Origin of the sequence: Streptomyces sp. NBC_00464 (genome assembly GCF_036013915.1) — a bacterium.
Classification (GTDB): Bacteria; Actinomycetota; Actinomycetes; order Streptomycetales; family Streptomycetaceae; genus Streptomyces.
Genome location: NZ_CP107899.1, coordinates 7,111,749 through 7,134,637 on the forward strand (window position 1 = coordinate 7,111,749; position 22,889 = coordinate 7,134,637).

23 protein-coding genes and 8 tRNA genes are annotated in these 22,889 nt (G+C 65.3%); 30 read left to right on the forward strand and 1 reads right to left on the reverse strand.

Annotated features, from left to right (window positions below; translation table 11 throughout):
* Nucleotides 1-244: 244 nt before the first annotated feature.
* From OG912_RS40125 to OG912_RS32040, 9 genes are all read left to right on the forward strand, one after another.
* Entirely contained in the window at nucleotides 245-838 is a 594-nt protein-coding gene (locus OG912_RS40125) for a hypothetical protein (protein ID WP_443061038.1), read from the forward strand.
* A gap of 483 nt (nucleotides 839-1,321) precedes the next feature.
* A tRNA-Pro gene (locus tag OG912_RS32005) sits at nucleotides 1,322-1,399 on the forward strand.
* 30 nt (nucleotides 1,400-1,429) lie between these two features.
* A tRNA-OTHER gene (locus OG912_RS32010) sits at nucleotides 1,430-1,514 on the forward strand.
* Between the two features lie 88 nt (nucleotides 1,515-1,602).
* A tRNA-Asp gene (locus OG912_RS32015) sits at nucleotides 1,603-1,675 on the forward strand.
* 120 nt (nucleotides 1,676-1,795) lie between these two features.
* A tRNA-Arg gene (locus OG912_RS32020) sits at nucleotides 1,796-1,870 on the forward strand.
* A 10-nt stretch (nucleotides 1,871-1,880) separates the two neighbouring features.
* Nucleotides 1,881-1,952, forward strand: a tRNA-Met gene (locus OG912_RS32025).
* Nucleotides 1,953-2,026: 74 nt separating this feature from the next.
* A tRNA-Trp gene (locus OG912_RS32030) sits at nucleotides 2,027-2,097 on the forward strand.
* A gap of 213 nt (nucleotides 2,098-2,310) precedes the next feature.
* Nucleotides 2,311-2,383, forward strand: a tRNA-Thr gene (locus tag OG912_RS32035).
* Nucleotides 2,384-2,386: 3 nt separating this feature from the next.
* Nucleotides 2,387-2,461, forward strand: a tRNA-Pro gene (locus OG912_RS32040).
* Between the two features lie 54 nt (nucleotides 2,462-2,515).
* Here the strand turns inward: OG912_RS32040 and OG912_RS32045 are convergent.
* Nucleotides 2,516-2,758 carry a hypothetical protein gene (locus OG912_RS32045; protein ID WP_327712357.1) on the reverse strand — a complete coding sequence of 81 codons (243 nt, stop codon included), beginning with the start codon at nucleotides 2,756-2,758 and terminating at the stop codon, nucleotides 2,516-2,518.
* A 402-nt stretch (nucleotides 2,759-3,160) separates the two neighbouring features.
* Between OG912_RS32045 and OG912_RS40130 the strand changes: the two genes are divergently transcribed.
* From OG912_RS40130 to OG912_RS32145, 21 genes are all read left to right on the forward strand, one after another.
* Nucleotides 3,161-3,667, forward strand: a complete 507-nt coding sequence (locus OG912_RS40130; protein WP_443061113.1) for an endonuclease VII domain-containing protein — start codon at nucleotides 3,161-3,163, stop codon at nucleotides 3,665-3,667.
* Between the two features lie 31 nt (nucleotides 3,668-3,698).
* Nucleotides 3,699-3,911: an HNH endonuclease gene (locus tag OG912_RS32050; RefSeq protein ID WP_327712358.1), complete on the forward strand. Its 213-nt coding sequence runs from the start codon at nucleotides 3,699-3,701 to the stop codon at nucleotides 3,909-3,911.
* A 202-nt stretch (nucleotides 3,912-4,113) separates the two neighbouring features.
* Nucleotides 4,114-4,371: a hypothetical protein gene (locus OG912_RS32055; protein WP_327712359.1), complete on the forward strand. Its 258-nt coding sequence runs from the start codon at nucleotides 4,114-4,116 to the stop codon at nucleotides 4,369-4,371.
* A 268-nt stretch (nucleotides 4,372-4,639) separates the two neighbouring features.
* Nucleotides 4,640-5,245, forward strand: a complete 606-nt coding sequence (locus OG912_RS32060; protein ID WP_327712360.1) for a DNA primase — start codon at nucleotides 4,640-4,642, stop codon at nucleotides 5,243-5,245.
* Between the two features lie 75 nt (nucleotides 5,246-5,320).
* Nucleotides 5,321-5,476 carry a hypothetical protein gene (locus tag OG912_RS32065; protein ID WP_327712361.1) on the forward strand — a complete coding sequence of 52 codons (156 nt, stop codon included), beginning with the start codon at nucleotides 5,321-5,323 and terminating at the stop codon, nucleotides 5,474-5,476.
* Nucleotides 5,476-5,937: a phage terminase small subunit gene (locus tag OG912_RS32070; protein WP_327712362.1), complete on the forward strand. Its 462-nt coding sequence runs from the start codon at nucleotides 5,476-5,478 to the stop codon at nucleotides 5,935-5,937. Before OG912_RS32065 ends, OG912_RS32070 begins: the two co-directional genes overlap by 1 nt.
* 20 nt (nucleotides 5,938-5,957) lie before the next feature.
* A complete protein-coding gene (locus OG912_RS32075) occupies nucleotides 5,958-7,676 on the forward strand; it encodes a terminase (protein ID WP_327712363.1) in 1,719 nt (572 codons plus the stop codon).
* Nucleotides 7,677-7,689: 13 nt separating this feature from the next.
* Nucleotides 7,690-9,204, forward strand: coding sequence for a phage portal protein (locus tag OG912_RS32080; protein ID WP_327712364.1), 1,515 nt, complete (start codon nucleotides 7,690-7,692; stop codon nucleotides 9,202-9,204).
* The gene (locus OG912_RS32085) at nucleotides 9,185-9,994 is read left to right on the forward strand and encodes a hypothetical protein (protein ID WP_327713595.1); all 810 of its coding nucleotides are present in this window, start codon (nucleotides 9,185-9,187) and stop codon (nucleotides 9,992-9,994) included. The genes OG912_RS32080 and OG912_RS32085 overlap by 20 nt, the downstream gene beginning before the upstream one ends.
* Before the next feature lie 41 nt (nucleotides 9,995-10,035).
* A complete protein-coding gene (locus OG912_RS32090) occupies nucleotides 10,036-10,587 on the forward strand; it encodes a hypothetical protein (RefSeq protein ID WP_327712365.1) in 552 nt (183 codons plus the stop codon).
* Between the two features lie 25 nt (nucleotides 10,588-10,612).
* Nucleotides 10,613-11,011, forward strand: coding sequence for a head decoration protein (locus tag OG912_RS32095; RefSeq protein ID WP_327712366.1), 399 nt, complete (start codon nucleotides 10,613-10,615; stop codon nucleotides 11,009-11,011).
* Nucleotides 11,012-11,029: 18 nt separating this feature from the next.
* Nucleotides 11,030-12,046 carry a major capsid protein gene (locus OG912_RS32100; protein WP_327712367.1) on the forward strand — a complete coding sequence of 339 codons (1,017 nt, stop codon included), beginning with the start codon at nucleotides 11,030-11,032 and terminating at the stop codon, nucleotides 12,044-12,046.
* A gap of 246 nt (nucleotides 12,047-12,292) precedes the next feature.
* A complete protein-coding gene (locus OG912_RS32105; protein ID WP_327712368.1) occupies nucleotides 12,293-12,670 on the forward strand; it encodes a hypothetical protein in 378 nt (125 codons plus the stop codon).
* A gap of 125 nt (nucleotides 12,671-12,795) precedes the next feature.
* Complete coding sequence (locus tag OG912_RS32110; protein WP_327712369.1) at nucleotides 12,796-13,026, forward strand: hypothetical protein; 231 nt, start codon at nucleotides 12,796-12,798, stop codon at nucleotides 13,024-13,026.
* Complete coding sequence (locus tag OG912_RS32115) at nucleotides 13,026-13,385, forward strand: hypothetical protein (protein WP_327712370.1); 360 nt, start codon at nucleotides 13,026-13,028, stop codon at nucleotides 13,383-13,385. Before OG912_RS32110 ends, OG912_RS32115 begins: the two co-directional genes overlap by 1 nt.
* Nucleotides 13,378-13,743: a hypothetical protein gene (locus OG912_RS32120; RefSeq protein WP_327712371.1), complete on the forward strand. Its 366-nt coding sequence runs from the start codon at nucleotides 13,378-13,380 to the stop codon at nucleotides 13,741-13,743. Before OG912_RS32115 ends, OG912_RS32120 begins: the two co-directional genes overlap by 8 nt.
* Nucleotides 13,744-13,803: 60 nt before the next feature.
* Nucleotides 13,804-14,397 (forward strand): phage tail tube protein, encoded by a 594-nt coding sequence (locus OG912_RS32125; RefSeq protein WP_327712372.1) that lies wholly within the window; start codon nucleotides 13,804-13,806, stop codon nucleotides 14,395-14,397.
* 112 nt (nucleotides 14,398-14,509) lie between these two features.
* The gene (locus OG912_RS32130; protein WP_327712373.1) at nucleotides 14,510-14,830 is read left to right on the forward strand and encodes a hypothetical protein; all 321 of its coding nucleotides are present in this window, start codon (nucleotides 14,510-14,512) and stop codon (nucleotides 14,828-14,830) included.
* Nucleotides 14,831-14,838: 8 nt separating this feature from the next.
* Nucleotides 14,839-15,231 carry a hypothetical protein gene (locus OG912_RS32135; RefSeq protein WP_327712374.1) on the forward strand — a complete coding sequence of 131 codons (393 nt, stop codon included), beginning with the start codon at nucleotides 14,839-14,841 and terminating at the stop codon, nucleotides 15,229-15,231.
* Between the two features lie 2 nt (nucleotides 15,232-15,233).
* Nucleotides 15,234-20,429 carry a peptidoglycan DD-metalloendopeptidase family protein gene (locus OG912_RS40135; RefSeq protein WP_443061039.1) on the forward strand — a complete coding sequence of 1,732 codons (5,196 nt, stop codon included), beginning with the start codon at nucleotides 15,234-15,236 and terminating at the stop codon, nucleotides 20,427-20,429.
* Between the two features lie 219 nt (nucleotides 20,430-20,648).
* Entirely contained in the window at nucleotides 20,649-22,889 is a 2,241-nt protein-coding gene (locus tag OG912_RS32145) for a carbohydrate binding domain-containing protein (protein WP_327712375.1), read from the forward strand.

Here is a 22,889-nt window from a genome sequence, read left to right on the forward strand (position 1 = left end):
CACCCTGGACGAGCAAGACCAACTTCGCGAACTGATCGAGTCGACGCCACAGAGCGAGACGCAGCGATCTCGTACTGACAAGCCGCGGAGGAAGAACTCCGGGCCCCTCTCGTACGCGCAGAACTGCTACGAGTGCGGCGGGAGCATGTACCGGGATGGCTCCACCGAGCCCGGCAGCGATGGCTACCGACGAGGGCTGAGGTATCGATGCCCTTCACGCTCCAAGGGACTTGACTGCCCAGGTGTGAACATCGTCGCGGATCCCGTGGAGAAGTGGGCAGGGGAGGAGTTCCTCCGCCGACACGGACGCATGCGGCACGTCACGGAGGAGTACGTCCCAGGCATCAGCTACGCCAACGACATCAAGGCCGCGGAAGACGCTCTGGACGCCCTGGAAGCTGACCGGCGAGCGGGTGTGTACACGGCGGAGGCGGCCGTTGCGCGCTTCCGAACCCAACACGCCAGCCTGACGGAGCGGCTGGAGCGCCTGCGGAGTCTGCCGACGCGGGAGGCGACGACGGTGGTCAAGGACACCGGACGCACCATTGCCACGGAGTGGCACAGGCACAACGAACTCATCCTCCGGTCAACGGCGGTCAACGAGGACGGAGAGTTCATCGTCGACGACCCGGAGGAGCGCAAAGCGCTGCGAGAGCGGGGCGAGAAAGGACACAACGAGCTGTATCGGCTCTTCCGTGTTCGCGTCGAAGTGAAGCGCGCTCCGGTCAAGGGGGCTAGGTCGTTCAGTCCTGGCCGGCTGGTGTTCACGTATCAGCCAGTGGACGACCCGGCAGCTGAGCAACTGGAGGCGATCTTGGACGAGGAAATGGCCGACTAAAGATAACGGTAGGGTAACGATGAATCGGTGATCAAGCGGACGCGCTTGCGGCTCGTCGGCCCCTCGTCGCGCCTCCTCCGCCCCTCGTCGACGAGCCTCCGCCGCCTCAGTTATCCACAGGCGCCTGTGGATAACTACAGAGAGTGCCAAGAGGCGCTGAAACTGTAGCTCTGCGTAGCTAGACGAGCTGAACTCTGGCCAAAAAGCCAAACTAACCCCTTATTTCACTTCTCTCTAGACGCGTTAAGGAGAGAAGGAAAATAGGGGGTTAGTTTGGCTTTTTGGCCTCGATCTGTCCGGGGGAGGAGGAGACCATGATCATTCCCGTGAAACGCTTCCGCCATAACAACAGTAGAAGGGAAGAACGGCGGCGCCGGCGAATGGCGCGGCGCCCGCTTCCCCCTGACGGCCGGCAGCGTTCCCGTGCTCCCCGCACTCTCCTCCGGGTAGAGCGTGGTTGAGCGCTGCTGGCCGTGTTTGTCTTCCTCCGTAGCTCAGTAGCAGAGCACCGGGCCGGCCTGGAACCAACGGTTGTCGCGGGTGCAAGTCCCGCCGGGGGAACTGGACGAGGCGGAGCGATGCGCACGCTTGCGCGGTAGCTCAGTCAGGAAGAGCAACCCTCCATACCTTCGGGTCACTGGAGGGCCGGTCACGGGTTCGAATCCCGTCCGCGACGCCTCGTCTTCGACGTCATGCACTCCGGGACCTCTCGGAGCCAGCCTCTGACGTCTATCACTCACCCTGCCCCTTGTGGGCAGGGTTTTGCTTCCGTAGCTCAGTGGTTAGAGCGTCCGCCTGTCGAGCGGAGGGGCGTCGGTTCGAATCCGATCGGGAGCGCGTCGGGGTCGCCAGTGCCGCAGTTGATCCTGCGGGGAGTGAGGGCGACGAAGCGGGAGGGTACCCCGCTGCTGTCCACGAGGTGCCGGCAACGGGGCTCAAATGCCGTGGACAGCTCAAGGTCTCGTAGCTCAGTCTGGATAGAGCACCGGATTACGGATCCGGGTGTCGGAGGTTCGAATCCTTCCGGGACCACACAGTGCACGCCTAGCTAGCTCAGCGGTAGAGCGCCGGTTTCATACGCCGGAGGTCGGTGGTTCGAGTCCATCGCTTGGCACTGACGGACGGTCGTAGGCGAGGGGAAACCATCGCACCCGGAGAACAGTCCGGTGACACTGCGGCCGACGTCGATCGGATGTCGCCTAGTGGTATGGCAGCGGTCTCCAAAGCCGCCTACGGGGGTTCGATTCCCTCCATCCGGGCAAGGCCCCATAACCGTCCCTGTAGCGCTCCGGCGCCGATCAGACGGCTGGGGCCCCAAGCGTTGAGCCCTGGGAGGCAAGCGGGCCTGTAAAGCCTGCGCTGGAGACGGCTGGCGTGGTTCGATTCCACGGCGACGCACAAGGACGTCAGGTGACGCTACTCGCGAGGGTTCACCACTGGACGCTGACCGGTCCAGCATCTGACGTCCCCAAGCCCCTGTAGCTCAGCCGGAAGAGCGCCTCTCTCGTAAAGAGGATGTCGCGGGTTCGACTCCTGCCAGGGGCTCTACGGGATATGGCGCAGCTTGGTTAGCGCATCCGCTTTGGGAGCGGAGGGCCGCAGGTTCGAATCCTGCTATCCCGACACACACGCAGGCCCGCCAGGGAGGAGCGATCCCCTGAGCGGGCCTGAGCTACGTCACGGCCCGACGCGCCTGAACGTCAGCATGACCCGCCCGCCGGCCGGATGAGGCTCGCTGTACTCCAGCTTCCACCCCGCCATTTCGATGCGGGTGACGAGCCGCTCCGACTTGTGGATGCCACCGACGGCAACGCGGTTGTGAACCGCCAGCCCCCGCTTGTGCGCCCTCAGGGCTGCAGGATCGGGCGTGAGCGGCGCAGGCACGCCGGCTATGTGCTTCCCGAAGAGCTTGAACTCCACGACGTCCCCCTTTGAGCGGCCCCCTGCCGCGGATGACGACCAGCGTACGCGCGAAGACGACTTGAGGAAGCGCGACAACCACATAAGCGCCTTCGGCTGATCCCCGGAGGAAGAGAGCCCCTGCCGTCCTCAAGCGGTGGGGGCTCTCGCACGTCTTGAGGACTGACGATGGCTGAGAAGATTTGCGCGTTCGACGAGTGCGGACCTGCACGGAAGCTGACTCGCGGCCTGTGTAGCGCTCACTATGAGCAGCAGCGACTCGGTAAGCCGTTAACACCGCGACGGCATAAGCGTGCTGACCTAAGCCCCGTACTCCCGTGCGCGTTCCCGGACTGCGGGAAGCCTACGGTTTCGCGCAGCTGGTGCTGCGGCCACTACGACCAGTGGCGTGCCGGCGGTGAAATGCGAGCCCTGCGGGAGCGTAGAGCGTCGGGATCGGCTTTGATCCGGGATGACGCGGGCCGGAAACAGTGCTCGACGTGCGCTGAGTGGCTTTACACCGATGCGTACGTGGCGGACACCAGCGCACTGGATGGGCTAGCTGGGCAGTGCAAAGCCTGTGTGCGTGATTCCCGGCTGACGGCCAGGTTCGGTGTTGACGCGGCCCGGTATGACACGTTGCTGTCGAATCAGGGCGGAGTCTGCGCCATATGCAAGCGGCCCGATCCCGCAGGGAGGGCGCTGGCGGTAGATCACGACCACACGTGCTGCCCCGCTGTTGGGGTGTCGTGCGGTAAGTGCGTCCGCGGACTTCTGTGCTGGCCATGCAACGTAGGAATTGGGCACCTTCGTGACGATGTGAGCGTGCTTGAATCCGCTATCCATTACTTGACGAGGAGTCATGGCCACGCAGTGGAGCAACTCCCACAGGAAGGGCCGTCTGCCGAAGAACTGGGCGTCGCTGCGTAGGCGCGTACTGCGTCGCGACAATCACTCATGCATGACGCTCTTCTCCGACGGCCGACGATGTGGCCTACCTGCGAATCAGGTGGACCACATCGAGGCAGGAGACGACCATCGCATTGAGGCGCTGCAGAGCCTGTGCTCTTGGTGCCACACGCAGAAGTCCTCAGCTGAGGGAGGCACAGCAGCCGCACTCACGAGGGCCTCTGTGCACAGGCCCCCTTCTGTACACCCTGCCCTGGAGGACTGATGGTGGAGCGCATACGTACCCGCCTGCGTGGGTGGGCCAAGGGTGGAGGTGTCATGCCGCCACTGCCGCCTACCACGGTGGGTGTAGTGCTGAGCCCTGCACGTGTAGTTCTGTGGTGTGCATGTGCTGACGTACATAGCAGCGGGTGTGACATGCGTGCCCGCACATACGCCCGCCTGCTAGCCCACCCACAGGCACGCCCATGAGCGGCGCCCATGTGGTGCTGGAGGAGGCAGAGGACACAGGCGAGGATGGACTCAGCATCACACGCGTGATCGTCAACGGTGTTGATGTTGGTCGACTTGCGAAGCCTCCGAAGATCGCAGTCGGAACTCAAGCAGACCGAACGCTGACGACTGTGACGATCACTCTCGTGCCAGCTCGCCTGGAGATCCGCGGCGAGCATGCTGACGGTGATCGTCGCGAGGCTCGCGCCGGCTTCACTGCGAAGATCGACTAGCCCCATCCCAGGGGGGTGACCCCCGCCGGCCCGATACGAAGACCGTAAGAGTGCTGGTGTCCGCTGTCTGTACGGGTCTGGGACTTCGAAATGAGGCCGCGGAGCCGGCCCTCCTGGCAGGCCGTCAGGCGCCCACACAGGGCCTCCTGGGGGGCATCTGAGGGGCGTGGGAGGCGGTTTACCGTAACGCGCCGGGGGCTTGACGACGCTCTGAAGAGTCGCAGGTCAGACCGTGTATTACCGTAACGCGCCGTGCTAGGATGGGGTCATGGAGAAGGAGAACGTAGTCTGCGCCTGGTGCCCGGAGCCGCTGAAGGCCAGCCGCTCGCACCGCGCACGCTTCTGCTCCACTCGTTGCCGCATGGCGTCGCACCGCGCATCCAAGAACAACCCGTTCCCCATCGAGCTGACGACCCGCGACAGGTGGATCCGACGCTCACCCACGAAGGTCCCGCTGACGGTCCGCGACATGCCGGCCTCCAGCACCGACCCGCGGACGTGGAGCAGCTACAAGGACGCCTCCGCCTCGTCGGCCGGCGTCGGTCTGGGCTTCGTGCTGAGCGACGTCGACGACATCGCGTGCATCGACCTTGACCACTGTCTCAACCCGCTCACGGGCCGCCTGGCGCCGTGGGCAGCAGCCATTGTGCGCGACGCGGGCACCACCTACGTAGAGGTGTCCCCGTCCGGCGACGGACTGCACATCTGGGGCCGCGCGGACGTCCGACAGGGACGCCGCATCCGACGCCCCGACGGTACGGCCGTGGAGATCTACGGGACCGGCCGGTACATCGCAATGACGGGACGCCGACATGGCTCTTCCCCGTCGATCCTCGCGGACCTTTCCGCGGTGGTGACCAAGCTGACGGCGTAGCTCCCGACATGGGACGACGACCGTCGTCCCTACCCGGGAGGTATCCGTATGTGCTCGCATCCCGACCACGAGGTCGTGACGCTCCCCGACGGCAGCGTTGACGAGACGCACGTCTTCACCGACGCAGAGATGGCAGACTATGAGCGCGCGCTAGGCGACGCGCTCCGGCGCATGCGCGGCGAAAGCGGCCCTGCGGTGTCTGTCTTCGTGACCACGTCGGACGGTGACTGATGGCCGGCCGTGGACCCGCCCCAAAGGACCCAACCAAGCGACGCCGGCGCAACGCCGCAGACCCGGAGACGGTCATCACCGCCGACGACGAGATTCGCGGCCCTGAGCTGCCGGACGGCGTCCTAGGCGCCGACAAGGACGGTAACGACTACGAGTGGCATCCCATGACCGTCGCTTGGTGGCAGACCTGGCGTGAGTCACCGCAGGCATCCACGTTCACCGCCACCGACTGGGCTTTCCTCTTGGACACGGCACTCATGCACACCTCAATGTGGTCCAAGGGTCAGTGGACGCTTGCCGCCGAAGTGCGCCTGAGAGCCGCCAAGTTCGGCGCTACGCCGGAGGACAGGGCCCGTCTGAAGCTCAAGGTCGACGACCCCGTGAGCGCCCCGCAGAGGCCCGTACAGGCTCCTCAGAACGTCTCTGACATCAACTCACGACGAGCGAGGCTGACCGGCTAACCAAACGAGAGGGGGCGTCGATGCCGCACGTCACGGTACGCGCCCCCGGACACGACCGCTCCCGCTCTCTGGGCTGGCTCGCGGTCGCGTGGATGGAGTACTTCGTTGTTCATGGCCCTGGCGACGTCCAGGGCATGCCGGTCTCCCACGGCGACGAGTACACAGGCTTTGTCGTCGACTGCTACGCACTGGGCGAGGGCGGTAAAGACGACGGCCGCATGATGTACGACAGTGCCTTCTTCTCCCGCCCGAAGGGCTGCGACAAGAGCGGACTGGGCGCGCGGCTCGGCCTCTTCGAGGCTCTCGGACCGTGCCGGTTCTACGGTTGGGCAGAGGGCGGGGAGGTCTACGAGGACCCGTGGGGTTTGGGCTTCCGCTACACCTACGAGGCCGGCGAGCCGATGGGCCGCCCGGTCACCGTGCCGTACCTCCGGATCATGGCCACTGAGGAGGGCCAGACCGGAAATGTGTACGACACGATTCATTTCAACCTGACCGACGACGCCGCGCGGCTGAGCCACGTTCCGAACGTTGACCCGGGCTTGACGAAGATCAACCTTCCTGACGGCGGAGAGATCACGCCGTCAACCGCCTCCAGCTCCTCGAAGGACGGCGGCAAGGAGACGTGGGTCTGCTTCGATGAGACTCACCTCTACAACACCCCCGAACTCCGCCGCATGTACGCCACGGTGACGCGTAACCTCCGCAAGCGGAAGAAGATCGCTCAGACGTGGTACCTCGAAACGACCACGATGTTCGCCCCCGGGCAGGACTCCGTCGCAGAGCGTACGTACGAAGAGGCTGAAGCGATCCGCGAGGGGCGCAAGAAGCGTGGCCGCGCGAGGTTGATGTACGACCACCGTTACGGCGTCGTCAAGGATCTGAAGGATGAGCAGCAGCTCCGCGCGGCCCTCCGCGACGCATATGGCGACGCCATGGAGTGGATCGACGAAGACACGCTGGTCGATGATTTCTACGACCTCCGTAACGACTCCGCGGACGGTAAGCGGTACTTCCTGAACTCCCGGACGTCCTCCTCCGATGCGTGGATGGATCCGGACGCTTGGGAGCTATGCCGCCGCCCGGAGCAGATCGACGCTGGCGAACTAGTGACCCTCGGCTTCGACGGCTCCATCAACGACGACGCAACCGCGCTTGTCGCGTGCCGCGTATCTGACGGCCACCTGCAATTGCTCGGCTGCTGGGAGAAGCCGGAAGGCCCCGAGGGCGAAGGCTGGCAAGTCGACCGTGAATCGGTGGACAGCGCCGTTGCGCGCGCCTTCGACCGCTACGAGGTCGCGGGTTTCTACTGTGACCCGCCCAAGTGGCAGGACTACGTGGATAAGTGGACCGCGGAGCATGGCGAAGGGCTCCAGATCAGCGCCACACAGGCTCGCCCGCTGGAGTGGTGGACGACGCGCCCGACGGCCATGGAACACGCCCTGGACCGCTTCGTGGAGGCCGTCGACGACAAGGCACTCTCCTACGCCGGCACCGACAAGGCGGACGACGAAGAGCCCTACTCGAAGTTGGGTGCCACGCTCACCCGCCACGTGCTGAACGCCAAGCGGCGCCCGATGGGCCGCAACCACATCGGCATTGGCAAGGAACACCCCAAGTCACCGAAGAAGATCGACGCCGCCATGAGCGCCACGCTCGCCTACGAGTGCCGCGCGGACGCCGTCGCAGCAGGAATCACCAAGCGTAAGAAGCGGACTGGCCGCCTTCGCGCATTCTGAGGAGGGTCCACTAGTGCCTATCGATGCCACGCAGGTGGAGTCTCCCGGATGGTGGCTCAAGCGACTCGGGAAGAAACTGCTGGACGAGCGCGACGACTCCCGTCCGGACTGCAACGGAGAGATCACTCCGGGCCTGGACACCCTGAAGCGCTACGCCGAAGGGCGCGCGCCTCTGCCGCACGTACCCGGAGTCGACCCGGCAGAAGTTGCCGCGTGGATGAAGGACGCTCGCACCAACTGGACGAGCCTCGTCATTGACTCCCCGACGGAGCGCATGGGCGTCGACGGCTTCCGTTTCGGAGCTGCGAAGGGCGGCAAGTCCGCCAAGACCGCGGACGACGACGCAAACCGCATCTGGCAGGAAAACCAGATGGACGCGGACAGCGATCTCGTCCACTACGGCGCCCTGTCGCAGCGACGCGCCTTCGTCCTTGTCGAGAAGGGCGACGACGGCCGGCCCGTGCTGACCCATGAGACGCCCTACCAAGTGGCCGTGGAGTACGAGCCCGGCAACCGTCGCAAGATCCGCGCGGGGCTGAAGCTCCGGCGCGACGATTGGACTGGCGGGACGGTGGCCACCCTGTGGACTCCCGACATGAACTACGGCTTCACCGCCAAGACTGCCAACCCCGCCTTCTACGACAGCACGGCAACGCTGCGGCAGTGGGATGCGCTCTCGCTGCCCACCCTCACTGACGGACAGTGGACGAACGAGCTGAGAGCCGTCCCCCTCGTCCCGTTCGTCAACCGCCGGAACCGCTCCCTGGACGGCTTCGCGGAGCACGAGGACGTGCTTTCGATTCAGAACCGGATCAACCTTTCGCTGATCAATTTGATTGCCGCGATGAAATACGGTGCTTTCCGCCAGCGGTACGCCGCCGGCCTGGAGGTCGATGAGGACCCGATCACGGGTGCTGCGATCCAGCCGTTCCAGCTGGACATCCGGAAGCTCTGGACCGTCGACAGTCCCGACGTGAAGTTCGGGGAGTTTGCCGCAACGGACCTCGTCCCATACGTGCGTGCCGTGGAGGCTGCAGTCCAAGACCTGGCCGCCATCAGCCGCACGCCTCCTCACTACCTGATCGGCGCCGTAGTCAACGTCTCCGGCGACGCTCTGAAGGCCGCGGAAACCGGACTGATCAGCAAAGTCCGCGACCGTCAGCGCACGTTCGGCGACAGCTGGGAGAGCGTCATGCGCCTGGCCTTCAAGGTCACTGGCGACGAGGACAAGGCAACGTCGTTCGACGCTGAGACCCTCTGGCGTGACCCTGAGTCCCGCACGATCTCTGAGCTTGCCGACGCAGCCGTGAAGAAGGCCAGTGCCGGCGTCCCGTGGCGTCAGCGCATGGAGGATATGGGCTACACACCATCGCAGATCGACCGCATGGAGATCGACCGCGCGGCCGACGCTCTGAACGCCGCACCCGCGGAAGACCCGCAGCCGGCGTCCCTCCAGGCCAAGCGCGAGGCCAAGCAGCCCACGGACAAGCCCGTGATCGGACGTGAAGATGTCCCTGACGCGGCTTGACCGCCAGTACGGGACAGCAGTCCGCAACACCTGGGCGACGACCCTAGGACGCACCTCGCGCGTATGGACCGATCTCGGCTCCTGGCGTGAGGGCGATGTCCGACGCTTCGAGCGGACCGCGCTGCCTGTACTCCTGGCCGGACAGCGACGAGTGGCGAGCCTGACAACAACCTACCTTGAGCAGCTCTACCGCGAGATTGACGGCACCGGGCCCCGCGTGGACCTGGACTTCGACAGGGTGACCGGACGTGCGCTTCGCGACGTCGACCCCGAAGAGGTCTATCGGAGGCCGTTCAAGGATGTGTGGGCGGCTCTCGGCAACGACGAGTCGCTTGACGTCGCTCTGGACCGCGGAGCGCACCGCCTAGAGACGATCGCTAAAACCGACCTGCAGCTAGCGCGGACGCACACCGTGCGCGAGGTCGGCGACGACATGCCGCGCTTCGAGTACACCGTTCGTGAGCTGCAGGGGGAGTACGACTGTGCTCTCTGCATGATCGCCTCCACGCAGCGCTACCGGAAACGGGACCTGGCGCCGATCCATCCCGGCTGTGACTGCCTCGTCAAGCTCGTGACGGCCGACGAGGATCCGGGCCAGGTCGTCGACGAAGAGAAGCTTGAGCGCATTCACGACCTCGTTGGAGAGGCTCTTGGGAAGAGCGACCGCGGAGGGCGAGCGGTCGACTACCGAAAGATCATCATCGCCAACGATCACGGCGAGATCGGGCCCGTTCTGGGCTTCAAGGGACAGCACTTCACATCCCGCACTGACATCAACCTTCCGACCTGACGCCCGCCACGGGCTGACGACTCCCGACAGGGGAAATCACCATGCCTGAGCCAGAGACTCCGCCGGCCATCAACGAGCACGGCTACCCGGACGCAACTCCCGTCGCCGAGATGACCACCGATCATCAGGTGGCCTACTGGCGGCACTACGCCCGCAAGCATGAAGCGACCGCCAAGGCGGCTCCGGACGCTGCGGAGCTGGAGCGCCTTCGCGCCGCGGAAGCAGAGCTTGCCACCCGCAAGGCCGCTGACCTCACCGACGCAGAGCGGCTCCAGGCAGAAAAGGACGCTGCGGAGACTGCCCGCCTGACCGCTGAGCGCGAGCGGGATGAGGCGCGAGCGGACGCTCTGCGCATCACCGTGGCGGCTGAGAAGGGCCTCACTCCTGTGCAGGCCAAGCGCCTCCAGGGCTCCACGAAGGAGGAACTGGAGGCCGACGCGGACGATCTGCTGAGCCACTTCGCTCCCTCCAACCTCGGCACCCCTCCGCCTCCGCATCGCGCGGGTGGCGACCGTGGGGGCGACGTAGGCGGCAACACCCGCACCACGGCAACCGGCGCGGACCTGTACCGCCAGCGTCACGGCAAGAACTAACCGACCCCTCACAGGAGGATCGTTCATGAATCTCGGACTCATCACTGAGAGCTTCTCTCAGGACCGGCGTGACTGGCTGGCGGGTGCGCACGGTACGGACATCGCTCCGTCCGTGACGCTGGACGTCAGCAAGTTCACCTCCGGCACCCACTACCCGGACGGCTACATCAAGAGCGGCATCCCACTGGGCAAGATCACGACCGGCGGGAAGTACGGCCCCTACGACGACGCTGCGAGCGACGGACGTCAGACCTGCGTCGGGTTTCTCTACACGGGCGTGGAGGTCGTGACCAAGCGCGGCCAGGTGCTCACGTCTGCTGTCGCATCCATGCTCGTCCACTGCGCGGTCAAGGAGTCCAAGCTCCCCGTCGCTGTCGACACCGCCGGCAAGACCGACCTTGGCGCTCGCGTCATCTTCGTCTGAGAGAGGTAACAACCAACTATGCAGCTCATTGACGAGTTCGCGACCCCGGCGGAGCTGACCGGGTACGCCCGTGCGGCCCTGGCCGACCGTGACGAGAATCAGCTCACGCTGGACCGCTGGCTCCCGAACCGGACCATCAACGATCTCTCCTACCGCTTCACGCGCGGTGGCGGCGGTCTGACCGAGGCTGCGGTGTTCCGCGCCTACGACGCGTCGGCCGACGTCGGCGTCCGTCCCGGTGGCGCGCGAGTGTCCGGCGAACTGCCGCCCATCTCGCGGAAGATCCCTGTCGGCGAGTACGAGCGCATCAAGCGCCGGAACGTCGACACCCAGAACGCTGAGATCCGTGACGCCATGCTGGACGACGGCGTGCGACTCGCCCGTCAGATCGAAGCCCGTATGGAGCTGGCGCGCGGTGAGGCCCTCTTCAACGGCAGCGTCAACCTGAACGAGAACGGCGTACAGGCCGGCGTCGACTTCGGTCGAAACGCTGCGCACTCCGTCACGGCGTCGACCCCGTGGAGCACCTTCGGTTCGGCGGACGCCTATGGCGACCTGACCACCTGGCTGGACACGTACAACGCCACGAACGGTCAGCTCCCCGCGTACACCCTGATGTCTCGCACCGCCTACAACTGGCTGCGCCGGAACACCGGGCTGACGAAGCTCGCGAACTCGCTGAACCCGCCCACCGTGCTGACGCGCGATGCGCTGAACACCGTGCTCGGCGACTACGACATCCCGCCCGTGCTCATCTACGACGCGCAGGTGTCCGTGAACGGCGTGGCGACGCGAGTCACCCCCGTGGACAAGATCCTATTCCTGCCGGCGCAGGGTGACGCGCTGGGACAGACCCTGTGGGGCGTCCCCGTGGAGGCGGACGACGCGCGATACGGCCTGGCTGGCGACGCTGCCGGCGTGGCTGTCGGCGCATACAAGACGGAGGACCCCCAGACCGTGTGGACCCGTGCGACCGCCATCGCTCTCCCTGTCGTGGCGGCTCCCGACCTCACGTTCGTCGCCGACGTCCTCTGACCTGAAACGCGAGGCATTCACGCATGGCAACCCTGAAGACGAACGTCCACGTGACGGATGAGAACGGGCGCGCCCACGTGTTCGGCCCCGCGGACGAGGTCCCGGAGTGGGCACAGGCGCTCATCACCAACCCGAAGGCGTGGCTGGAGCCGCCCATTGCAAGTCGACTCACGGAGCCCGCTCCGGTGCCGGCCGCGAAGAAGGCTCCAGCCAAGCGCGCTCCGGCGCGACGGAAGGCGGCTGGTGATGCTGTTTCTGACGGCTGAGCTTCGCGCCCTCCTCGGTACGCCGATCAGTGACGAGCGAGCGGAACTGGCGCACGAGCTGGCGGAGGACGCCATCCGTGGCGAGGTGGGGGCTCGGATCTCCGTCCCTCCGCAGCATGGCATCAAGTCTGTGGCTCTCAGCATCGCTGCCCGCATCCTGACCAACCCTCAGGGGCTTCGGTCGGAGCAGGCGGGCGGCATGCTGCAGTCCTACGCGGACTCGCAGACAGGCGTGATCCTGTCTGACGACGAGCGGCGCCGACTCCGACGAGCCGTCGGCATGGCATCGGGTGCGGGGATGCTGAACATCGCCCCCGCAGAGACCCGCATCTCTACGTACCCCTGGCGGCAGGCATGAGCCTGATCGCGGCCCTGATGTCGGCCACTTGGTACATCGAGCGCGCGGGGGAGCGGGTACGGGACTCTACGGGGTCGTGGGTGCCCGGTCCCCGCGTGCGCATCCGCGTCGACAATTGCGCAGTCATGAGCCCGTACGGCGTGACGGTCGGCTCGTCCTCGGAGACGCATGAGGCGAGCGACACCGTCGAGACACGACGCGTGTTCGCGGCCCCTCTCGGCACCGACGTCCGCCCGTCCGACCGCATCGCCAACGAGGACGGCTCGGAGGTGTGGGAGGTAGTCGGCCGACCGCTGATCTTCCCGCTGACGTCGCTTGCGCGCGTGGAGGCGACCCTCAAGGAGGTGACTGGCTGATGGCGTACCGATCGAAGTACGCCGGCAAGTACATCGGGCTTGGCCGCATGGTCAGTCGCCCGTGGCTCGCCAAGCCATGCCGAGACGCTGCCGTCAAGATCATGCACGTCGCACAGGCGACGGCACCCGTCGGAGATCCGGCGGAGGACAAACACCCCGGTTGGTACAAGCGGTCCTTCGACGTTATCCCGGTCAACAAGAACGTCCCCTTCCGTGGTCAGCCCCGAATGCGTTTCGGCGCCGCAGTCATCAACACCGCTCCGCACGCCTGGCGCGTGGAAACCGGAGATGGGCGAGTCCCGCGTTATGCAGTGATGCAGCGCGCGGTGGACACCGTGAAGGCGGTGCACCGTGGTTGACATCGAGGCAGTACTAGCGCCGTGGCTGGAGCAGACCTTCGACGTCTTCTCTGCTGCCGAGACCCCCGCGGACCTGGAAGATACGCTTCCCATGATCCGCGTGGAGCGCATAGGCGGGGCGGACGATCGCTTCTCGCTCCATCCCCGCGTTGCCGTCGACGTTTTCGCCGCAACGGCTGACGAGGCCCGCACCCTAGCTAACAGCGTGCGAGACGCCCTCGTCTTCCTGAGCGGCCCTGTGGGCGCCTCCGTGGTCCGCTCCGTCCGCTGCGACGCCGGCCCCTCGCGCCAACCCTGGGCGAACGAGGCGATTCACCGACGTGGCGCCACCTACACCGTGAGCCTCCGGGCCGCGTAACCCCTTCTTCAGCTCCGTGTATCGCTACGCGGAGCCTCCTACGCATGCCCTGGAGGCATCATGGCGGACACCCGCAATGCCGATCTCACTTTCGGCGCAACTGACTACGTCGTCTATGCGGCGGCAGTCAACACGACCATGCCAACCGCGTTCGCGGACCCCGCGAGCCCGTGGGTGAACCTGGGCTGGATCACGACCGAAGGCGGTCTGTTCAAACGCGAGGACGAGACGAAGGACGTCGAAGCGGCGGGCAGCCTGGAGCCGATCCGCACCCTGATGACCAAGTCCGTGAAGTCGGCTCAGGTCACGTTCCTGGAGGCGATGAACCCCTTCGTCCGCTCCCTGTACGACAACGTGCCGATCGCGGATCTGGAGCCCACGACTGACGTCGTGACGTACGACCTCCCTGACAAGCCGGCCGACCTGAGGTACGCGTTCCTCTTCGACACCATGGACGGCGACAAGCGGATGCGGCTCTACGCCCCCAACGGCCTCGTGGTCGAGCGTGGCGACGAGCAGCCGCAGACCAGCGACGTCATGCCGCTGCAGATGACGTTCAAGTTCTTCAAGGGTGCTGCGAACGCTGCGGCCGTGAAGCGCTCCATCAAGTACGGCGGGATCGACGTCACGAGCTTCTTCCCCGAGACGCCGTAACACAGCCAGCGACGCCCTGTACCGCGCGGGTCCGGGGCGTCGCTTCATCCCCATCAGATCCACAAGACCCGCGCGCAGAACCACAATCACCTGACATAGGAGACCCGCGCCCATGACTGACATCACCCCCGCTGAGGCACAGGAGAACGAGGCGTCCGAGGAATACGCGACCGTCCCTCTGGACGGCGTGGACCTGCGCATCAAGCCAGCGAACAAGTGGCGGCCGTCGTACCTGCGAGCCCTCCGGAACGGCGACTACGACAGCTGGGCGGCCGGCGTGCTGCACGAGGACGACGTCCAGTCCTTCATCGAGCTGGACGCCACCTTCGAGGACATCAATGACTTCACCACGAAGGCCATGGAGTCCACGGGCGAGGCCCCGGGAAAGTCCTCTGGACGTGCGAAGTCCTCGCGGAGCACGCGGAAGCGCTAGAAGCGGACTTGGCGTTCCGCGGCATTGACCTCCTGGACGTCTACCGCGGACGCCTGTCGCTGCGCCGGCTGCGGGTGCTGATTCAGCATCTGCCGCCAGAGAGCGCGACGAAGACCGCCCTTCGCAACGCTTCACCTGAGCCCGATCCATCGGCCCCTGCGCCGGAGTTCCGCCCGGACAAGGCGGCATGGAGTAGCGAAATGATGCTCCTGGCGGACATCAAAGATCAACTGGTGCTGGCTCGATCCGTGGCCATCGCAGCTGCAGGCGGAACCCCGCCCGACTTCACACCCACACCCCGACCGGGGGTCGCCCCAGCGTCTGCGTCCCCGAAGCGGATGACTGACGAGATGCGCCGCGCGCTTGACCCGCGGCTGAGAAACCAGCCGAAGGAGGCGTGAGGATGCCGGATCTTGACATTGTGGGCGGTGCGGCGGTCGACGTCGTACCGGTCATCCCCCAGTTCCACACCAAGCTCAAAGCCCTCGTCCTCCCCATCGCTGACAAGGTCGGCGAAGAGGCCGGCAAGCGCATGGGGGAGGCGATCTCGAAGAACATCGTGATTGCCATCCCGGACGCCATCAATCAGGGCGGGAAGCTGGGCGTCCGCGCGGCTGGCAAGCAGGGTGACGACGCGGGTGGAGCGTTCGCGCGCTCCATCCGCCGCAAGCTCCAGGCTGCGTTCAAGGCCATGCCGAAGCTGGACATCAGGCTGGGCGACACGGGTGTTGATGCCGAACTCGCCCGCATCCGGGCCAAGCTGGAGCAGCTGAGTAGCAAACGGATCGGCATCGACGTCAGCGCGGAGGCCGCGGAAGCGGAGATCACGCGCCTGGAGGAGAAGCTCCGGGAGCTGGGCGCACAGCATCCGAACGTCGCTGTTCGCGCCGACACCGCCACTGCCCGCGCCGCACTTGCGGAGATCCGGGCGGAGATCGCGGCAATCGGCGGTCGAAAGACCGTCACGGTAGAAGTCGACGGCGCGTTTGGTGCCAAGCTCCGCGCAGTCGTGGCGGAGGCGCAGGCGTCCATCCCAGACATCAACGTCGACGCCGACACCTCGCCGGCACGCGCTGAGATTCAGGGTCTGCGGGCTCGGCTGGAGGCGCTCTCAGACGCTCGCGTTGGAATCGACATCGACGCCGGGGAAGCTCTGGCGGAGATCACCGCGATCCAAACGCGTCTCGGAGTCCTCAGCATGCAGCGCACTGACATTGACGTCAGTGTGGACGCTGCTGCCGCCATTGCACAGCTCCAGGCGCTCCGCGCGATGGCGGACGATACCAAGATCTTCCACATCAAGGCACTGGCGGACACCTCCGGGGCGTCTAGTGCCCTGATGTCTCTCGGCATTCAGATTGTGGCGCTGGCCGCAATTCCTGTAGCTCCCGCGCTTCTCGCTGGTCTCGGCTCCATCGCTGCGATGGCGACGGCTGCGGGTGCTGGCGTGGGCGCTCTCGCCCTGGCGGCCATTCCCGCCATCAAGGGTGTGACCACCGCCATCACGGCGAAGAAGGCCGCGGAGGACGAGGCCAACAAGGCGACGGACAACGGCGCCAAGCGTGCAGTCCAGGCAACACAGCGCGCCCTGCAAATGGCTGGCGCTCAGGCGACCCTGTCGGCCGCACACCGCAACGCAGCACGCGCCGCGGAGCAGGCTAGCCGACAGATAGCCGACGCCGAACGGGCTGTAGGTGACGCCGTGCAGCGTGCCGCGGATCAGCGTCGGCAGTCTGCGGACACCATCGCTCGCGCGCAGGACGCTCTGACTGCTGCCCACCGAAAGGTGCGTGACGCACAGGCATCTCTGACCGACGCCAACGTCAGCGCGCGCCAGGCGGAGCAGGATCTCACGCAGGCCCGTCGCGACGCCGCACAGCAGCTCAAGGACTTGCAGGACCGGCTGACCGACGGCGCCCTGGACCAGCGGGAAGCAACTCTCCGCGTCCAGCAGGCGCAGCAGGATCTGAACGAGACCCTGGCGTCGGCTGAGGTCGGCACGGCCACTCAGCTCCAGGTTGAGGCGGCGCAGCTGGCCTACGACCGGGCGAAGCAGCAGGCCAGGGAGCAGAAGCAGGACTACGCCGACCTGCAGAAGGACGCAGCGAAGCAGACCAAAGCCGGCGTCGAAGGATCCGACCTCGTCACCGCCGCACACAAGCGCGTGGCCGATGCTCAGAAGGGCGTCAAGGATCAGATCGAGTCGGTAGCCGACGCACAGAAGGACGTCCGCGACCAGGCGATGGCCGTAGCCGACGCTCAGTCGGACGCCGCCCGCGCGCAGAGTCGCGCAGCTCAGGACGTCGTCGACGCTCAGCGGGGTGTCTCTGATGCTATGACGGCGTCGGCCGACGCTCAGGTGTCCGCGGCTGAGAGCATCGCCTCCGCGGAACGGGGAGTTGAGTCCGCTCGTCTCTCCGGCATCGACACCACCGCCTCCGCGATCACGAAGACTGATGAGTACAGCGAGGCACTCGCGAAGCTGAGCGCCCCACAGCGGGATCTCTTCGACGCCATCGCCGGTCCGAAGGGCCTGAAGCAGGCATTCGACGACTGGCAGAAGTCTCTACAGCCGGAAGTCCTCCCGCTCTTCACCAACGGCGTGAACGGTATGAAGAACTCCCTTCCTGGTCTGACACCGCTTGTGATCGGGGCGGCAGCCGGAATTCAGACGCTGATGGAGAAGGCATCGGCACAGATGAAGACGCCGTTTTGGGAAGGCTTCAAGGCTGACCTGAAAGAGCGCGTCGAACCGGCAGTAGTCGGCTTCGGAACGGCCTTCGGGAACGTCATCAAGGGCATTGCGGGTGTGATCGACGCCTTCCTTCCGCACATGGACGGAATCGTCACGAAGTCGGACAGCATCACGGGCCGATTCGCCAAGTGGGGGACGAGCCTGAAGGGCAGTCCCGACTTTGAGAAGTTCCTGGCGTACGTCAAGGAGACCTCCCCCGGACTGGCGTCCTTTATCGGTGACGTCCTGCGTTCTGTGCTGGATCTAGCTAAGGCCATTGCGCCGCTGTCTCAGACCATGTTCGCCGTAATGAAGCCTATTCTCGACGGAATTTCATGGATAGCCGTCCACTGTCCCGAGGCCGTACAGGCGTTGTGGCTGATGTGGACCGCCGTAAAGGCCATCAAATTGATGATGGTCGCCTTCGGCGTCGTCATGGTGGCGTACAAGTCCGCCGTCATCCTGATAACTCTGCTCACGCAGGGGTGGGCCGCTGCGATGTGGGAGGCCAACCTCGCGTTTGAGGCCAACCCCATTGTCGCGATCGTGACGATTATCCTCGTCGCGATTGGGCTGTTGGTGGCCGGCGTCATCTACGCCTATAAGCACTGGGATTGGTTCCGCATAGCGGTCGACACCACGTTCAGCGCCATCGCAACTGCTGCAACCTGGCTGTGGAGCACCATCCTGCAGCCCACGTTCTCCGCCATCTGGACGGCTCTCAAGGCGGTTGGTGACGTGGCGATGTGGATCTGGACGAACGGCATCAAGCCGGCGTTCGACTTCATCGCGGAGGCAACACAGCTGCTGTTCACCGCACTGGTCACAGCTCTTTTGCTCCCCGCCTACCTGGCGTTCCAGGTACTGGGAGGAATCGCTAAGTGGCTGTGGGAGAAGGCGATCAAGCCCGCCTTCGACTCAATCGGCGAGGCCGCAACGTGGCTGTGGGATGAGGCCATCAGTCCCGCGTTCGGCTTCATCGGCGAAAAGGCCAAGTGGCTGTACGACAAGGCCATCAAGCCTGCCATGAAGGACGCCGGGGACAAGATCGACGCTTTCGGCGAAGTGGTCGACTGGCTGTGGAAGAAGGTCATCAAGCCCGTCTTCGACTTCATCGGGGAAAAGGCTGTCTGGCTGTACGACAAGGCCATTAAGCCTCCGATGGACAACATCAAGGCTGCCATGAAACTCGTTGCGCTGGCGTTCAAGAGCGCCAAGGACGACATCAAAACGCAGTGGGACAAACTGAAGGAAATCGCTAAGGCACCCGTCAAGTTCATCATCGATCACGTCTACAACAAGGGCATCGTCCCGTTGTGGAACGGCGTCGCTGGGATCACGGGCGCGGGCAAGTTGCATAAGATGGACCTGAAGGGGTTCCACACTGGCGGCATCATGTCCGGCTATTCCCCGGGCCGTGACGATCGCGTCATCGCGGTTGGTGGCGGTGAGGCCGTCATGCGCCCCGAGTGGACGCGTGCAGTTGGCGCAGACAAGATCAATCAGTGGAATGCTGCTGCCCGTTCAGGCGGCATCAGTGGCGTTCAGCGTGCGATCTCCGACGGAATGCCGGCGTTCAAGGATGGCGGAGTTGTCGGCTGGGTGAAGAACAAGGCTGGCAAGGTCGGGGACTTCGTCTCTGACGTCGCCGACTATGCCAATCCTGGGAAACTGTTTGACAAGGCGAAGGGCTTCATCACGGGCCAGCTCAAGGCGCTTCTAACGAATCCTTGGGCGAAGTCCGTTGCCAAGATGCCCGGTCAGATGCTCAACAGCCTGAAGGCCAAGGCGCTGAGCCTCTTCGACTTCGGAGGCGGTGGCGGTGGCGGAGGCGGCTCCTGGATCAAGCCGGTAAACGCTCCCTACGGGACGCGATTCGGCAAGGCCGGCCTGATGTGGTCTAGCGGCCGGCACACCGGGCTCGACTTCCCGGCAGCCGTCGGAACAGCGATCAAGGCCGTTGCTGACGGCACCGTGTCGCAGTCGACGAGTGGTGGCCCTTACGGCATCCACGGCATGATCAGCCACGGTGGCAACCTGTCGTCGATGTATGCGCACATGAGCAAGATCCTCATGCGTGCGGGCCAGCACGTGAAGCAGGGTCAGGTGATCGGCCGTGTGGGTGCGACCGGCAACGTCACTGGTCCACACCTCCACCTGGAAGCACGCCTGGGCGGCCACACTGTCGATCCAATGCCCTACCTCACCAGTAGCGGTCCGGGCGGCAACGGCGTTTCCGGTGTGCAGCGTTGGCGCGGAGTGGTCAATCAGGCTCTGCGTCTGACGGGCAACCCCTCGTCGTACGCGAACGTAACGCTGGCGCGCATGAACCAGGAGTCGGGCGGCAACCCTCGCGCAGTCAACAACTGGGACAGCAACGCCCGCGCCGGCTACCCGTCGACGGGACTCATGCAGGTCATCCGGCCGACGTTCCAGCAGTACGCGGGATCCATGAGCAAGAAGGGGCCGTTCCTCAACGGAGTCTCCGTCGACCCCCTGGCGAACGTCTACTCCTCCATGCGCTACGCGAAGGCTGCTTACGGCAACCTGGGCAAGGCGTACGGGAAGATCGGCGGCTACGCCAACGGCGGGTTCCCGCCCGTTGGTGAGTGGTCGGTCGTCGGCGAGAACGGTCCGGAGCTGGCGTTCGGCCTCACTCCGACGCAGGTGATCAGCAACCACGACAGCCGGAATCTTTTCCGTGAGGCTGCCAGCCAGAAGGGCGGAGCGGTCACGGTGCCCAACATCACCGTGGAGTCGCATACCTACCTGGACGGCCGCGAAGTGGGCGGCATCATCGACACCCGCATTGAGCTGTACGACGCCGACACAGGCCGTGCGCTCCAGGCGGGTCGCGTTCTCTAAAAGCACACGACGCATCCACGGCGTCGGCAATCGAGACAGGACGGTGGATCTGATGAGCGAGGCACTGCCGGAGCCACTTCCGGAACCCGAGATCGGCCCCTTCCCGGAGCCCGATCCGGATCCGGGACCGGCGCCTGTGTACACGGCTCCACCTCCGGAGCCCGATCCGTACAACCCGGAGAACCACCCATCCCCGGGTGAGCGAGGTGGTGACGGCGGATGAGCGTTGCAGCGAATCTCCTGCCACCAAACACGTCAGGCATCGAGACCGACACGAGCGGCTGGACGGCGGGAGCGAACACCACGCTGTCGAAATCCAGCCGCTTCTACGTGGGCGCCGCATCTCTCGGGATGACGGCGTCCGCTGCCGGCACTGTCACAGCCACGACGTCCGCGCGCGTGGCTGTGACGACTGGACGCGAGTACATGGCGTACGCCTATTTCGCGAATGTCGCTGTCGCCGCAGGGCGGACGGCGACTGTACGCGTCGACTGGTATGCAGCCGTGTCCGGAGGGACGGCAGTCAGCTCCACCACGGCAACGGCCGTGACGCTGCCGTCCACCACTGCATGGATGACTCCACCTCCGATGCTGCTGTCCATGGCGCCAGCGGGGGCGCCGTTCGCGTCCGTCACCCTCACAATCACCGGACTGACGCTGGGCGCCACGGTGGTAGTAGACGTGATCAGTTTCGGGGTACCCGCCACCATCACGGGCAACCTGCTCCCATACGCGGTGCAGGGCTGTGAGCTGGACGTCAGTGGGTGGCGCACCTACGGCACGGCGCTGGCGTCGTCGGAGTCCGCCCTGTCGTACGAGGGGTGGCGCTCACTGAAAGTGGGCAGCTCCGCGGTTGGGTCAGCCCGTGTGGGGACTGACGTGGTGCAGCCAGTGACCCCCGGCGTTGAGTATCACGCCTATGCGTGGGCGTACGCGCCGGAGGCCAGCGCGGCACAGGTCACGGCGATTCGCTGGTATGCCGCCGATGGCACCTACACCGAGACAGCTGCATCGTGGGTCCTGCCCGCAGCTCAGTGGACACGGTGCGCGGTCATCGGCACCGCTCCAGTTGGAGCCGTCAACTGTCGCATCATGTTGGACAGTGCATTCAGCTCCACGTCGCAAGTATGGCGCTACGACCAAATGGCGCTCCGAGTAGCGCCGAAGGCCGCTGGGGAGTTGCTCCCGTACAACGTGGCGGGCATGGAGGTGGACGCCAGCGGATGGACGGCCGTCAGCGGCTGCACGATCAGCCGGTCCACGGACTACGCCTATGAGAGCATCGCGTCTCTGCAGGTCATCCCGACAGCTGGCATCGCTGCTGACACTACGGTGGAACTGGCCATCAAAGTTCCAATCACCCCACGGCAGGGGTATCAGGCGACCCCACGGGTGCGGCTGGGGCCCAGCACCGAGCGTCGTTACCTCGTCACTCGCTACACATGGTGCGACGCCGCAGACACGATCCTCCAGTGGACTGATCTGCAGTGGGTGCTGAATCCAACGCCTACCGGCGGTTGGTACACCCCCCAGACGAGCACGGTTGCCCCCACCGGAGCTGCCTCGCTGTCCGTGAGTTTCCGAATCGTGTCACCTGAGATTGCTGAATCGATCTACATCGACGACGTATCAATCGTGCCTGGCGGCCTAGCGGTGGTGGCTGATGTTGTACCGGAACGGTTCGGCGCCTCGATTTTCGTGCAGGGACTCACCACGGGTGGCTACACCTACTGGGGTCTGTGGCGGATGGGGGAGGACGGCTCCATGACAGCCGTTCGCGGGCCCGTGGGTGATCTGTCGCAAGTCTCGATCACTGGCGACACGGCTGTTGCTGAAGACTACGAGGCGCCGCTAGGGACCACGGTCACCTACTACCTGAAGGTGTGGACAACGCCGACGTCCTACCGGGCGACCGGATCCCCGCCCATTGTTATCCCCGAGCCGCCACCCACAGAGATCGTCCTGAAAGATCCCGGGCTCCCGGCAAGGCAAACGACAGCGGTAGTCGCTGCCGGCGGACAGCCGCAGTGGACGCGGAAAGCACGCCAGGGCGTCAATGCGGTCCGCGGACGCGCACGACCGATCATCATCTCCGACGTGCGTACATCGCGCGAGGGGACGATGACGCTCGTCACCGAGACCGCTCAGGATCTGGCGGACATGTGGTGGCTGCTGGAAACCGGAAACACGCTGCTCGTCCAGTGGCCGCACCTCTGGGGTGAGACTGACGCCTACGTCCAGATCGGCGACGTCACCGAGGCGCCCATCGTGGACTACGCGGAGTACAGCGATCGCACATGGACGATCCCGCTCGTCGAGGTGGATCGCCCCTTCGGTGGCTCCGTCGGTAGCGCCGGCCGCACGTGGCAAACCGTGAACGACAACAACGCCGACTGGATGGCAGTCATGTTCGCCGCTACCTCGTGGCTGGACGTCTACACCGGAGTGAATGGGGGATAG